This is a genomic window from Kribbella sp. NPDC051587, from assembly GCF_044453945.1.
Taxonomy (GTDB): domain Bacteria; phylum Actinomycetota; class Actinomycetes; order Propionibacteriales; family Kribbellaceae; genus Kribbella.
The window spans coordinates 652,083-665,215 of record NZ_JBITDE010000002.1 but is presented as its reverse complement, the minus strand read 5'-3'; the positions used below and the strand labels follow the sequence as shown (position 1 = coordinate 665,215).

Below are 13,133 nucleotides of genomic sequence, written 5' to 3'. Positions count from 1 at the left end.
TCTGAGCCATGGCACCCGCTAGCATCCGGTGCCATGGCTCAGTCATACCCGCCCCCGCAGCTCGGAGTGCCCACCAAGCGCAGCCGTGGGCCAGTGGTGTTGTTCCTGGTCCTGGTGGTCGTGCTGGTCGTGGCAGTGGTGGGGATCGTCCTGATCGTGCTCAAAGGCCCGAACGGTACGGCGAACGATCCGTCCGAGCCGAAGCACGCGGCGGCCGGCACACTGCAGTTCCGGCGGGTGGTGAAGGTGGAGCCGAACGCCTGCACCAAGGCACCGACCACGGCCAACGTGCGGTGCAGCTCGGACGGAACGCGGTACACGCTCGGCAAGGTCGAGCTGGACGGCACGCACGTCACCGAGGTGCAGGCCGTCGTCAACAGCCAGGGTGTGGGCTGGGTCGTCAACCTGACCCTCGATGCTCAAGGCACCACAACGTTCGCCACCCTGACCGCTGACCTGGTGAAGCAGCAGGAGCCAGCCAATCAGCTCGCGATCGTGGTCAACGATCAGGTCGTGTCCGCGCCGATGGTGAACGGCGTGATCAGCGGCGGCCAGGTGCAGATCACCGGCAACTTCACCAGCGACTCGGCGAAGAAACTGGCCGCCGACATCACGGGTTAGACCGGCAGGACGCAGACCGGCTTCGGCCAGCTCGTCGGATCGCCAACCGCCTCCAGAAGACCGTCCACGACCGTGTACGTCGCAATCGTGTCCGAGCGCTCGTTGGCGGCGTACAGGCGGGTCCCGTCGAGGCTGAACGCGAGGTGGCGCGGCCAGTTGCCACCGGAGTCGATGGTCTGCACGAGCTCGACCGACAACGCGTCCGCAGCGACGGCGAAGACGGCGATGGTGTCGTCGCCACGGTTCGAGCCGTAGAGGAAACGGCCGTCGGCGGAGATCAGGAGCTCGGCCGGGAAGCTCTCCCCCGGCGAGTCCGCCGGTCGCGTGGAGACCGTCTGCACGACCTGCAGCTTGCTGTCGTCGTAGCTGCAGACGCTCAGCGTCGAGTCCAGCTCATTGATCACGTACGCCGCGCTGCCGCCCGGGTGGAACACGAGGTGTCGCGGACCGGCGCCGGGGTGGACGCGCAGCAGGTCAACCGCTTCGAGGCGGCCGGCCCCGGTCAGCGTCGAGGTGTATACGGTGTCCGTACCGAGGTCGACGTCGAAGACGAAGTCGCCGAAGAAGACGACCTGGTGTGCGTGCGGACCCTCCTGGCGATCTGGGTTCGGGCCGGTGCCCTCGCGCTGCAGGATCTGCGTCGCCGTACCGAGTGAGCCGTCGTCACCGATCGGGTGGATCGCGATCGAACCGGAGCTGTAGTTGGCCGACAGCAGGTACTTGCCGGTCGGGTCGATGCCGAGGTGGCACGGGTGCAGGCCCTCGGTCGGCTGGTCGTTCAGGAACTCCAGCCCACCGTCGGCCTGGATCGCGAACGCGCTGACCCGGCCGGTCTCCTCCTCGTTGGTCGCATAGAGAAACCGGCCGTCGGCGGACCGGACCAGGAACGACGGGTCGGCGGTCGTCGCCGCCACCGCGATCCCGTCCAGCGAACCGAACCCGATCCCCTCGCCGCCACCGGGCTGATTGGTGTAGCTGCCGACATAGATCCGCTCAGAGGTCATAACCCCTACCCTGCCAGGTCACTCCGCGTCCGGCACTCCGGTGTCCACTGACATAACCTCGATCTTGTGCACACCGAAGCCCTCCTCCGCCGGATCGGCGTCGAACCCGGCGAGAAGCCCAGCGTCGACGCGTTGTCACGCATCCACGAGGCCTACGTCGACCAGGTGCCCTACGAGTCGATCCAGTACCAACTGCAACCCGGTACGCCGCTCGATCTCGAAGAGACCGCTCGCCGGATCATCGACCGCGAGGCCGGCGGCTACTGCTTCCAGCTGAACGGCGTCCTCGGCCTACTGCTCACCGAGCTCGGCTACGAGGTCCGCATGCACCGCGGTGGCGTCCAGACCGTCAACCGGGACGGCGAGGTCGACGCAAGCCACCTGGTCCTCACCGTGCGCGGCCTGGCCGAGGATCCGGAGCGCTTCTGGGTGGTGGACGCCGGCCTCGGCGATGGCCTCAGGAGCCCGATCCCGCTGGAGGTCGGGACCACCCACCAGGCCCCCTTCGACCTGCACCTTCGCCGCTCCGAGAAGACCGCCGGTTGGCGTCTTGACCACGATCCCCGCGCCAGCCTGATCGGCATGGACTTCGAGGACGCCCCGGTCACACTCGACGCCTTCACCGCGAAGCACACCGAGCTCTCCACCAATCCGGAGTCCCCGTTCCGCCGTACGGCGTCCGCCTTCCGCCGCAAGCCCGCCTCGATCGTCGTACTGCGTTCGGTCGGCCGCATGGAGACCTTCGCCGACCACGTCGACACCACCATCATCGAGACCCCGGCCGACTACTTCGCCATCCTCGCCGACGAGTTCAACCTCCCCCTCCCCCAGTACGACGCCGCGCAACGCGACGCGTTGTGGCGCCGAGTGTGGACGCAGTACAAGGACTTCCTCGCGAAGACTGGCGCAGCATCTGGCTGACCTGTCGCGTTCTTACAAGCCGCCGGCTCCGAGGCCCGGCTAGGCTCCGGAGCATGCCTGAGACCAAAGCTGCGTTCACGATCGACCTCAAGCCCGCCGAACCGTTGCTAGAGGCAACAGGTCGCTTCGACTTCACGAAGGACTGGACGGGCGGCATGGCCGGTACCAGTACCGGCCTGATGTTGTCGGCAGGTGACCCCCAAGCCGGTACGGCGGGTTACGTGGCGCTGGAGGTGTTCCGGGGAACCGTCGACGGGCGCGACGGCACCGTCGTACTGCAGCAGTTCGGCACGATGACCGACGAGAGCATCCTGTACTACGAGTTCGTCCCGGGCTCGGGGACGGGACAGCTGGCGGGCCTGGTGGGCACGCTAAAGCTGGACGGCCACGACGTGACCGTCACCTACTAGGTCGCCAGCGCGAAGAGCGTGCTGGGCAGCACCGAGACCACCACGGCGACCGCGGCGAACAGCGAGACCATCACGACGGCCGGCGTCTCGATGTCGACCGAGAACGGGTCGTCGGCCGGGAGCAGGAAGAGTTCGGCGACCCAGCGCAGGTAGACCGCGAGGCCGATCATCACGTTGATCGCCATCACGATCGCCAGCCAGCCGAGGTGTGCGTCGATCACGGCCTGGAACGCGGCGAACTTGGTGAACAGCCCGGCCAGACCCGGCGGCAGACCCGCGAGCACGACCAGGAAGAAGATCAACGCGACCGCCAGCCCGGGCTCCGACCGAACCATCCCGCGGTAGTCCGTCAGCAGTCCACGCGGTCGATGCCGCTGCACGATCGCGACCGAGCCGAAGGCACCGAGCGTCACAACGACATACGCGGCGAGGTATCCGACGACTGCCTGAGCATCGCCCACCGCGAGCGGGGCAAGCAGGAAGCCGACCTGACCGATCGACGACCACGCGAGTAGCCGCACGGCCTCGCGCTGCCGCAGCGCGGCCAGGTTGCCGACCGTCATCGTCACGGCCGCGAGGATCGCGATCACCAACTGCAGGTCCGACCCGGCCGGCGCGATCCCGGTCACCACGAGGACGAGCAGTCCGGCGACCCCGGCCGACTTCGACACCACCGCCAGGAAGGCCGTCACCTCGATCGGCGCACCGACGTACGTGTCCGGGAGCCAGGCGTGGAACGGCACCGCCGCGATCTTGAACGCGAACCCGACGACCACGAACAGCCCGGCCGCAAACGCGACCCGCCGCATCTCAGGGTCGAGCCCGCTCAGCCGGTTCGCGATCGTGGTCAGGTGCAGCGACCCGGTCACGCCGTACAGGTAGGAGATGCCGAACAGCATCACCGCGGTCGACAACACGGAGACCAGGAACGCCTTCAGCGCCGCCTCGGACCCGCGTCGATCACGCCTCAACGCAACCAACGCGAAGCTCGGCAGCGAGACGACCTCGAGCCCGATCACCACCGTCGCCAGGTCGCGCGCCCCGGCCAGCGTGGTCGCGCCGACCAGTGCGCTGAGCAGCAGGAAGTGGTACTCACCGATGGGGATGTCCGAGGACAACAGCCGGTACGCCGAGAGTCCGACGACCCCGAGTCCGCCGATCAGCAGCACTCCCCACAACCCGGCAGTCAGCGGCTCGAACACCAGACTGCACTCAGCCGGGCCCTCGACCACCGGACGGCAGAAGGCCGGCTTGAAGTCGTCGCGTTGCGCCCAAACGAACACCAGCCCGAACAGGATCACCACACCGGTCAGCAAACTGACGACGGTATGCCGGAGCTGTGCCGAAGCACTGCGCCAGAACGCGTCGATGAGCAGTACGGCGACCGCGCCGATCGCCAGCACCAGCGGTACGGCGAGCGCCTGCCAGTCGGTCCACGTGAGCGTCACAGGCTCCCCCACTGGTGCAGAAGCAGACCGGGCCAGACCCCGAGCAGCACTGTCAGCACGACCAGCGGCGTCCAGGTGATCAGCTCGATCCGGCTCAGATCCACGGCGAACGCACTCGCCGGGTTCTCAGCAGGATCGCCTTGGCAGAGGTTGCGGACCAGCCGCAGGAAGTAGGCCGCGGTCAGCACCGTCCCGATGCCGGCGACCGCCATGAAGACCAAGTAGGTTGCCCGCGGCAACGAGGCCGCCGGGTCGTACGCACCGAGCAGGACCAGCATCTCGCCCCAGAACCCGGCCAGCCCCGGCAACCCGAGTGAGGCCAGGCAGGCGAAGGTGAGCAATGCCCCGATCCGCGGCAACCGTGCGTACAGGGCCCGGCCGATCGTGCGCAGGTCGCTGGTGTCGTGGCGGTCCTTGATCGCGCCGGCCAGGAAGAACAACAGGCCGGTGATGATGCCGTGGGCGATGTTCGCGAACAGCGCGCCCTTCATCCCGGCGTCCGAGAGCGATGCGATGCCGAGGCCGACGAAGCCCATGTGACCGACGCTGGAGTACGCGATCAGCCGCTTCACGTCGGTCTGGCCGAGGCAGGCCAGCGAACCGGCGATGATCGCGACAGTCGAGAACCCGGCCAGGTACGGCGCGATCGTCACGGTCGCGTCGGGCAGGATCGGAACCAGGATCCGGATCAGGCCGTACGTCCCGAGCTTCAGCAGGACGCCCGCCAGGATCACCGAGCCGACCGTCGGCGCCTTCGCGTGCGCGTCAGGCAGCCAGATGTGCAGCGGCCACAGCGGCACCTTCACCGCGAGCCCGATCGCGACCAGCAGCGCCGCAGCCAGCGGTACGCCGTGCGCACCGAGGACCGGCGTACTGGTCAGCTGGGCGATGTCGAACGTCCCGGCCTGCCGGTGGATGAGCAGGAACCCGAGCAGCATCAGCGCGGACCCGAAGACCGTCATCAGCACGAACGTCGTCGCGGCCCGCTTCCGCCCGGCCGGGTCGTGGTCGTCGCCCCAGATGTCGATGATCAGCCACATCGGGATCAGCACGATCTCGAAGCAGACGAAGAACAGCACCAGATCCATCGCCGAGAACGCGCCGATCACGCCCGCCTCGATCACCAGCAGCAACGCGATCAGCGAGCGCATCCGGCCGATCCGCGGGGTGATCCGCAGCGAGTAGATGCAGCAGAGGAACGTCAGCAGCGCGGTCAGAATGATCAGCGGCAGCGAGATCGTGTCGATGCCGATGTGGAAGCGCACGTCCAGCGACGGGATCCAGGGCACGTCGGTGGCTGCGTCGAGCCGCAGGCCGCTGACGTTCGAGTTCGCGAAGAGGGTGAGGTGTGCCTCGCCCTCCAGCTGGTTGCCGATGGGCCAGAGCAGGATCGAGCCGATCAGCACGAGCCCGGAGACGACCGCGCCGTACGCCGCCGCCACCCGATCGCCGAGCTGGATCGGGAGCGCCCAGAGCGCCAGCGCGGCGAGCAGCGGTAGGCCCAGGATGCTCAACAGGATCGCGTTCATCGGGCGATCACCCCGGCCAGGATGGCGAGGGCGACGACACCGACGACGGCTCCGGTCAGATAGGTCTGGACGTTGCCGGTCTGCAGCAACCGCAGCCCCTGGGACGCCAGCGTCCCGGCCCGGCCGGCGGCTCGCACGTAGGCACCGATCACGTCGCGGTCCCCCAACACACTCAGCTTGGACAGCCATCGCACCGGCACCACGAACAGCCCGTGGTACACCCGATCCACCCCGAACTCACGCTCCAGCACAGCCGGCCGCGGGTCCGCGCCACGCGACCAGAGCGAGTACGCCGGGAGCACGCCGAACAGCACGAGGACCGTCGAACCGAGCGCGATCACCCAGTTGATGTGCAGACCGTCGACGTACCCGAGCCCGATCGCGCCCACCGCCAGCAGCACGAGCGGCGCGAGCATCAACCAAGGAGCGTCCTTGAGCTTGGACGTGTCCGGATCCTCAAGGTCTGCCATCGGGTCGTCCTGCTCGAACGCACCCATCGCCCCAGCCAGCGCCGGCGTCCGGAAGAACACCCAGAGCCAGAGCCGGGTGCAGTAGAACGCCGTGAACGCCGCCGTCAGCCCGACGCACGCGAGCACGACCCAGCCGATCGCCGAACCATCCTCATGCGCGTGATCCCAGGCAGCTTCCAGCACGGTGTCCTTCGAGAAGAACCCTGCAAACCCCGGTACGCCGGCCAACGCCGCGAGGCCGACCGTCATCGTCAGGAAGGTCACCCGCAGCGTGTTCCGCAGTTTCCCGCGACGCGTATACCGGCGGAGCACCACGAACGCGGCGCTGCCGACCTGGTGCAGCAGCACACCGGCGCAGAGGAACAGCAAACCCTTGAAAGCCGCATGCGTGACCAGGTGGAAGAGCGCGGCGTGCCGCCCCTCCCGCGTGCCGAGCGACAGCGCGGAGAACATGATCGCGAGCTGGCTGACCGTCGACCAGGCCAGCACCCGCTTCACCTCGACCGCGGCCATGGCACACAACGCGGCGAACAGCATGGTCACGCAGGAGATCACCGCGAGCACGGTCATCGTGGTCGCGGAGGCCGAGAAAACGTCGTACAGGCGGGCGATCAGGAAGACACCGGCGGCCACCATGGTCGCCGCGTGGATCAGGGCGCTGACCGGGCTCGGGCCGGGCATCGCGTCCGGAAGCCAGGTCTGCAAGGGGACCTGAGCCGACTTGCCGACCACCCCGACCAGAAGCAGCAGCGTCCCGGCGGTCAGTACACCGGGCGAGATCCGGGCCGGGTCGAGCTCGGAGATCCGGAAGGTCCCCGCGCCGACACCGAGCACGAAGATGCCGAACAGGAAGCCGACATCGCCAAGTCGGGTCATCAGGAACGCCTTGACCGCGCCGGAGCGCGCCTCGCGCCGCTCCCAGTAGTGACTGATCAGCAGGTACGAGCAGGCGCCCATCACCTCCCAGCCGATCAACAGCAGGAACAGGCTGTCCGAGACGACCACGGTCGCCATCGCGGCGGTGAAGAGCGTGACGAGCGCGTGGTACGACGCCGCGCGCTCGTGCAGGTAGCTGAGTGAGTAGACCTGCACGCAGGTCGCGACGACCCCGACGACTGCGAGCAGCAACACAGTCAGGTCGTCGGTACGGACGGCGAACCCGATCGTCAGGTCGCCGATCTGCGAGTTCAGGAACGACGCTTGGTCCGGAGTGGCGCCGTACAGGAGGCCGGCGATCAGCAGGAGCAGCAGCGAGAACCCGACACCGAGCACCCGCCAGACGGTCGCGATCACGTCGGGGACTCCTCGTGCTCGACCAGGTCGCGGGCGGCGTCCGCGTCGACGTGACCGTGACCGCGGAACAGCAGCAGCACGATCGCCAGGCCCAGCCCGATCTCCGCCGCGGCCAGCGTGATCACGAAGACGGCGAGGGTCTGACCGGTGGCCAGGCCGTCGAGGTGCCAGGCGTCGAACGCGACGAGGTTCAGGTTCACCGCGTTCAGCATCAGCTCGAGCGACATCAGGATGGTGATCGCATTGCGGCGCGACAGCACGCCGTACACGCCGAGGCAGAACAGGACGACCGCCAGCAGCAGCGGGAGGACCAGCGGCATCTCAGTCCTCCTTCTTCCGCTGGGACAACGCGATCGCTCCGATCAGCGCGGCCAGCAGCAACACCGAGAGGATCTCGAACGGCAGCACCCAGGTCGTGAAGATCGACGTACCGAGGGCGTTGGCGGAACCGGCCGGGACGGGCTTGATCTTCTGGTTGCCGAAGGCAAGCACTACGCCGGAACCGAGCAGCAGCGCGAGGACGACCGCGACGGTCGCCGCGAACGGGCTGCGGCCGGTGGTCAGATCGGGCAGCGGGTTCGTCGGCGCCTTGGTCAGCATCAGCGCGAACAGGACGAGGACGACGATCGCGCCGACGTACACGAGGATCTGCACCAGCGCGACGAACTCGGCATGCAGGGCCCCGAAGCAGCCTGCCACCGCGCCGAGCGTGACGACCAGCCACAAGGCCGCGTGCACGATCCGGCGCGAGGTCACCACCATCACAGCGGCAGCCACCGCCGCCGCACCGGCGACAGCGAAGAGAGCAGTGGTCACGCCTTGCCCTCCACGACAGCAGTCTCCACGGAGGTGACCGCCGGCCCGGGGTCGATCGGCTGCGGCGCCGGGACGGTCCACATCCACTCGCGCAGCTTGTCCTTCTCGTGCGTGAGGTTCAGCAGCTCGGTCTCGGCGTACTCGAACTCGGGCGACCAGAACAGCGCGTCGAACGGGCAGGCCTCGATGCAGATCCCGCAGTACATGCAGAGGCTGAAGTCGATCGCGAAGCGGTCCAGCACGTTCCGGCTGCGCTCGCGGGCCTGCTCACCGACCGACGGCGCGGTCTCGGTGTGCGAGTCGATGTAGATGCACCAGCTCGGGCACTCCCGCGCGCACAACATGCACGAGGTGCAGTTCTCCTCCATCAACGCGATCACTCCGCGCGACCGCGGCGGCAGCTCCGGCTGCACGTCCGGATACTGCTCGGTGACCGACCGACGGCCCAAGGTCTTCGCGGTGACCTTCAGCCCATCGATCAGACCCTTACCCGGTACGCCCACGCTCCACCTCCCCGTCGAGATCCTGTCCTAGCAGGACACTAGTCGGTTCCGCCCTGATCCGGTGCGACCACGCCCCTCAGAGCTCTGCTTCCAGGCGGGCGGCGACCTGACGATAACGGCTCACCGGTATCAGGTGAACGCCGTCGAAGGCCCCCGAGTCACGGATCCGGAGGATCTGCTCGCAGGCGTGGTCGATGCCGGCGTCGCGATCCTGGTCGACCGCCTTGACCAAACTGTCCGGGATGGTGAGCTGGGGCAGGGCGGCCAGGTTGCGGGCCATGGTGGCGCTGGCCAGCACCATCACCCCGGCATAAACGGGGATGGTCAGGTCGACGGTGTCGCGCCAGCGGAGGAGTTCGTCGACGTCGTAGCTGATCTGGACGAACAGGAAGTCGGCCTCGGCCTTCCAGCGCGGGATCGGCCGGAGCCGGGTGGTGGCGCCGACCTGGAAGGGGTCCAGACCCGGGTACGACGTCGCCCGGGTCTGCTCGATCATCGCGCGAACCGTGAGCTGGCTGGTCCGGGCGCCCTCGGCGGGGTCGTCGCCATGCACGAACAGGAACTGCTCCACCCCGTACGCCGCTGCCGTGAGCAGGTCGCGGCGGAACCCGAGGAGGTTGCGGTCGCGCGAGTTCAGGCAGGCGATCCCGCGGGAGCCCATCGCCTGGACCTCGTTGGCGACGGCGACGCTCGAAACGGTCGCCCGGCCGATGTGGTTGTCGGGAATCAGGAAGGCGTCCGCGATCGGGCTCATCACCCCGATCTGGTGCCGCACCTTCTTGAGGTCGGGGCGCGTCGGCGGCTCCACTTCACAGATCAGTTCGAATCCCGGCATGCCGCAGACCCTACTGATCGAGCGGGCGCGGGAACCGGAGTTCCAGGGAGTGGGCGCCGGCTCCGGTCGATCAGGTGCTGGGGAGAGTTGCGGCGCGGGCTGCAAGGAAGCGTTGTTCGGCGGCGTTCTCGGTGAGGTTTTGTGCTGTTGTGTAGGCCTCGCGGGCTTCGGTGGGGCGGTTGAGGCGGGCCAGGAGGTCGGCGCGGACGGCGTGGAAGAGGTAGTAGGTGGTCAGGTCTAGCTGGTCGACCAGGCTCAGCGCTGCGGCCGGGCCTTCGACCTCGGCCAGGGCGACAGCTCGGTTGAGGGCGACGATCGGGGTTGGCTCGAGGGTGAGCAGGTGGTTGTAGAGCTGAAGGATCTGGGTCCAGTCGGTCGGCGGGGTGTCGCTGTGGACGGCGTTGATCGCGGCCTGCAGTTGGTACGGACCAGGCTGGTTGCGACGGAGGCAACGCCGTACCAGCTCTTGGCCTTCGGTGATCAGGTCGGCGTCCCATTGGGAGCGGTCCTGGTCAGCGAGGCGGACGAGAGCGCCGTCGGCGTCGATGCGGGTTCGGCGGCGGGATTGCTGGAGGAGCATCAGCGCGAGAAGGCCGAGCGCCTCGGGTTCGTCGGGCATCAGGTCGACCAGGACCCGGCCCAGCCGGATCGCCTCGACCGCGAGGTCGTCGCGCACGAGGGTTGCGCCGGATGAGGCGGCGTACCCCTCGTTGAAGATCAGGTAGACGACGGCGAGGACGCCGCGGACGCGTTCGGGCAGGTCGGCCTCGTACGGGACCCGGTACGGGATGCCGGCCGCGCGGATCTTCGTCTTCGCCCGGACCAGACGCTGTGCCATGGTCGGCTCGGGTACCAGGAAGGCTCGGGCGATCTCCGCAGTGGTCAGCCCGCCGAGCATCCGCAGCGTGAGCGCGACCCGGACGTTGAGCGCGAGGGCCGGGTGGCAGCAGGTGAAGAGCAGGCGCAACTGTTCGTCGTACACGGCTCCCACCTCCTCGGGCTCGTTCTGCGCATGGATGAGCGCCGCCTGCGCGTGCTTGTCGTCGCGCTTGTCCTCACGGCGCAGGCGATCGATCGCCCGGTTCTTCGCGGTCGTGATGATCCAGCCGGCCGGACTCGGCGGTACGCCGGTCTCCGGCCACTTCTCGACCGCCGCGGCGAACGCGTCCTGGACGGCGTCCTCGGCGATCTCGAGATCGCCGAACACCCGGGTCAGCACGGCCACCGCGCGACCGTGCTCAGCCCGGAACACCTCGGCGATGGTCATCCCTGGAACGGCCGCACCTCGATCGACAACGGCTCCAGCACGGCGGCCACCTTCCGCGCCCAAAGCAGCGCCGCGTCGAGATCCTCGGCCTCGATCACCGTGAACCCACCCAGGTGTTCCTTCCCCTCGGTGAACGGCCCATCGGTCACCAGGACCTCCCCGCCGGCAGCCTTCACCACGGTCGCCGTTTCCGGCGGATGCAGCCCGGCCGCGAACACCCACGCGCCCGCCGCCTGCATCTCCTCGCTCACCACCTGCAGCTCACCCATGATCTTCGCCAGCGCCGCCGGCTCCGGCACCGGCCCGTCCGGCTGATAAATGCTCAGCAAGTACCGCGTCATCATGACCTCCTGCTCCCTAGTCTCACCCCCTGAACGAACGAGATGCCCGCAGATCGACAGGACGTAGTCGTCTACGTAGACGACGGCGCCCGCGGGGGATCATCGTGCGGGCGCCGTCTCAGACGTATACGCCCTGTCGTCAGGAGGTGACCTGGGGGCTGTCGATGGCCCAGTACCAGTCGTTGTCGCCGTTGGTGAGGGACCAGGTGAGCTTGAGGGTGTGGGCACCGGCAGGGACGGGAACGGTGAGGCGTTCCTGCTTGGCGATGACGTCCGCGGTGTAGGTGAGGATCGGCTTGGGGGTGCCGCCGTCGAACGACGCGAGGACGGTGGCGGTCTCGTTGCCGCTCTTCAGATAGTGCGAGGAGAAGCTCACCGTCGCGCTGCCGGAACCGCTGACGTCGTACGCAGGTGAGACCAGCTTGCTGTTGAACAGACCGCTGCGGGTCTTGTCCGCCCACTCATCGGAGTCGGCGACGGCGAAGACCCCGCGAGCCCGGACGTTGCTTTCACGCTGCTGGTCCGGAGCTGCCCGGGTCCAGAAGTCGTCCGTGGTGAACGACCAGCCCTGCCACTCGCGAACACCGCCAGTGCCTAGGCCGGCGTTGTCGATCGTCCACCCCGTCGGCGCGCTGTGTGTCCAGCCCTTCACGTCAGTCGGTACGCCGGTCTCATCGAGCCGCGACTGCAGTGAACCAACCAGCGAGTCGAACGGATCCGCAGGCGTCGTCGCCACCCCGTCGAGCTCCGGGACAGTCACGCCGAACCGGCTCAGCACGATCGCCGCGAGGTCCACGTTCTTCGGCGCGATGGCCGGCGTACCGGGCGTCGTACCGGGGCCGTTGCGGATGATGAACGACGACCGCTCGGGGACCGAACTGCCGCCGTGACCGCCGGCTTCGGTGTGACCGTGGTCGGCGGTGACGAGGATCGTCCAATCCTCATTCGCGTACGTCGGCCGCGCGCGAACCGCATCCAGCAAAGTGCCGACGTGTTTGTCGGTCTGCTCGGTGGCGGTGCGGTAGCAGGCACCGGCGGCGCCACAGCTGTGGCCGGCGATGTCGACGTTCCCGAAGTACACGAAGGACGCGTCCGGCCCGGTGTCCTTCAGGTACGCCGCAGCCTCGGTCGCGATCCGCGCGTCGGCGGCGGCCCATCCGAGCGCGTCACCGTCGTACGTGACCTTCTTCTGCACCGCGTCACTGAAGATCGCCTGCCCGGCGCTGTTGGTGGTCAGCGGCGTCCAGTCGGCGATCGCGTACGTCGACAGTTCGGGGCGGGCGCGCTCCAACCGGGTCAGGAAGTCCGGGTACTGGGTCAGGTTCGTCCCCGTCCCCCAGCTGTTGCTCTTCACCTTGTGCTTGTCCGGCCAGACACCGGTCGCGTTGGTCGCCCACCCCGGTCCGGAGAGCGTCGGCGCGAACGGCGAGGCGTACAAGGAGGTCTTTGCGGCCGAGCCGGAGCTGATCAGGCTCTTCAGCGCCGGGGTGTCGAAGGCCTGGATCTTGCTCAGCATCGCACCGTCGATGCCGATCACCAGCACCTTCTGCGGACGGGCGGCAGGGGCGTCCGCCGTACCGAAGGCGGGGACGGCGAGCAGACTGGTCGCGGCTGCGATGGCCAAAGCTGTGATGGCGAGGGGGCGGTTCACGGGCTCCTCCGGGGGCAGTTTATT

General features: G+C 68.2%; 13 protein-coding genes and 1 pseudogene. 3 read left to right on the top strand and 11 right to left on the bottom strand.

What is annotated here, in order from left to right; genetic code table 11:
- Window positions 1–33 precede the first annotated feature (33 nt).
- Window positions 34–621 carry a SecDF P1 head subdomain-containing protein gene (locus ACIA49_RS09410; RefSeq protein WP_396376656.1) on the top strand — a complete coding sequence of 196 codons (588 nt, stop codon included), beginning with the start codon at window positions 34–36 and terminating at the stop codon, window positions 619–621.
- Here ACIA49_RS09410 and ACIA49_RS09405 read toward each other — a convergent pair.
- Complete coding sequence (locus tag ACIA49_RS09405; protein ID WP_396376655.1) at window positions 618–1,625, bottom strand: lactonase family protein; 1,008 nt, start codon at window positions 1,623–1,625, stop codon at window positions 618–620. The genes ACIA49_RS09410 and ACIA49_RS09405 overlap by 4 nt on opposite strands.
- A 66-nt stretch (window positions 1,626–1,691) precedes the next feature.
- Between ACIA49_RS09405 and ACIA49_RS09400 the strand changes: the two genes are divergently transcribed.
- Both ACIA49_RS09400 and ACIA49_RS09395 read left to right on the top strand, forming a co-directional pair.
- On the top strand, window positions 1,692–2,546 hold the full coding sequence (locus tag ACIA49_RS09400; RefSeq protein ID WP_396376654.1) for an arylamine N-acetyltransferase: 855 nt from the start codon (window positions 1,692–1,694) through the stop codon (window positions 2,544–2,546).
- Between the two features lie 53 nt (window positions 2,547–2,599).
- Window positions 2,600–2,956 (top strand): DUF3224 domain-containing protein, encoded by a 357-nt coding sequence (locus ACIA49_RS09395; RefSeq protein ID WP_396376653.1) that lies wholly within the window; start codon window positions 2,600–2,602, stop codon window positions 2,954–2,956.
- On the opposite strand, the gene ACIA49_RS09390 is transcribed toward ACIA49_RS09395, so the two are convergent.
- The 10 genes and pseudogenes from ACIA49_RS09390 to ACIA49_RS09345 form a co-directional block, all read right to left on the bottom strand.
- Window positions 2,953–4,404 carry an NADH-quinone oxidoreductase subunit N gene (locus tag ACIA49_RS09390; protein ID WP_396376651.1) on the bottom strand — a complete coding sequence of 484 codons (1,452 nt, stop codon included), beginning with the start codon at window positions 4,402–4,404 and terminating at the stop codon, window positions 2,953–2,955. The two genes, ACIA49_RS09395 and ACIA49_RS09390, sit on opposite strands and share 4 nt — an antisense overlap.
- A complete protein-coding gene (locus tag ACIA49_RS09385; protein WP_396376650.1) occupies window positions 4,401–5,933 on the bottom strand; it encodes a NuoM family protein in 1,533 nt (510 codons plus the stop codon). The genes ACIA49_RS09390 and ACIA49_RS09385 overlap by 4 nt, the downstream gene beginning before the upstream one ends.
- Window positions 5,930–7,696, bottom strand: a complete 1,767-nt coding sequence (locus ACIA49_RS09380) for an NADH-quinone oxidoreductase subunit L (protein WP_396376648.1) — start codon at window positions 7,694–7,696, stop codon at window positions 5,930–5,932. Before ACIA49_RS09380 ends, ACIA49_RS09385 begins: the two co-directional genes overlap by 4 nt.
- The gene (gene nuoK / locus ACIA49_RS09375) at window positions 7,693–8,016 is read right to left on the bottom strand and encodes an NADH-quinone oxidoreductase subunit NuoK (protein WP_391541274.1); all 324 of its coding nucleotides are present in this window, start codon (window positions 8,014–8,016) and stop codon (window positions 7,693–7,695) included. Before nuoK ends, ACIA49_RS09380 begins: the two co-directional genes overlap by 4 nt.
- Before the next feature lies 1 nt (window position 8,017).
- Window positions 8,018–8,512: an NADH-quinone oxidoreductase subunit J gene (locus ACIA49_RS09370; protein ID WP_396376645.1), complete on the bottom strand. Its 495-nt coding sequence runs from the start codon at window positions 8,510–8,512 to the stop codon at window positions 8,018–8,020.
- 152 nt (window positions 8,513–8,664) lie between these two features.
- A pseudogene (locus ACIA49_RS09365) lies at window positions 8,665–8,880 on the bottom strand (4Fe-4S binding protein); the annotation flags it as partial.
- 211 nt (window positions 8,881–9,091) lie between these two features.
- Window positions 9,092–9,850, bottom strand: coding sequence for a methylenetetrahydrofolate reductase (locus tag ACIA49_RS09360; RefSeq protein ID WP_396376644.1), 759 nt, complete (start codon window positions 9,848–9,850; stop codon window positions 9,092–9,094).
- Window positions 9,851–9,920: 70 nt separating this feature from the next.
- Window positions 9,921–11,117 (bottom strand): RNA polymerase sigma factor, encoded by a 1,197-nt coding sequence (locus ACIA49_RS09355; RefSeq protein WP_396376643.1) that lies wholly within the window; start codon window positions 11,115–11,117, stop codon window positions 9,921–9,923.
- Window positions 11,114–11,458, bottom strand: coding sequence for a YciI family protein (locus tag ACIA49_RS09350; protein ID WP_396376642.1), 345 nt, complete (start codon window positions 11,456–11,458; stop codon window positions 11,114–11,116). The genes ACIA49_RS09355 and ACIA49_RS09350 overlap by 4 nt, the downstream gene beginning before the upstream one ends.
- Window positions 11,459–11,597: 139 nt before the next feature.
- Complete coding sequence (locus tag ACIA49_RS09345; protein WP_396376641.1) at window positions 11,598–13,109, bottom strand: alkaline phosphatase family protein; 1,512 nt, start codon at window positions 13,107–13,109, stop codon at window positions 11,598–11,600.
- Between the last annotated feature and the right edge of the window lie 24 nt (window positions 13,110–13,133).

Coding starts and splice junctions, on each gene's coding strand:
- ACIA49_RS09410 (WP_396376656.1), top strand. CDS start 34: ATGGCTCAGTCATACCCGCCCCCGCAGCTCGGAGTGCCCACCAAGCGC.
- ACIA49_RS09405 (WP_396376655.1), bottom strand. CDS start 1,625: ATGACCTCTGAGCGGATCTATGTCGGCAGCTACACCAATCAGCCCGGT.
- ACIA49_RS09395 (WP_396376653.1), top strand. CDS start 2,600: ATGCCTGAGACCAAAGCTGCGTTCACGATCGACCTCAAGCCCGCCGAA.
- ACIA49_RS09385 (WP_396376650.1), bottom strand. CDS start 5,933: ATGAACGCGATCCTGTTGAGCATCCTGGGCCTACCGCTGCTCGCCGCG.
- nuoK (WP_391541274.1), bottom strand. CDS start 8,016: ATGCCGCTGGTCCTCCCGCTGCTGCTGGCGGTCGTCCTGTTCTGCCTC.
- ACIA49_RS09360 (WP_396376644.1), bottom strand. CDS start 9,850: ATGCCGGGATTCGAACTGATCTGTGAAGTGGAGCCGCCGACGCGCCCC.
- ACIA49_RS09355 (WP_396376643.1), bottom strand. CDS start 11,117: ATGACCATCGCCGAGGTGTTCCGGGCTGAGCACGGTCGCGCGGTGGCC.
- ACIA49_RS09350 (WP_396376642.1), bottom strand. CDS start 11,458: ATGACGCGGTACTTGCTGAGCATTTATCAGCCGGACGGGCCGGTGCCG.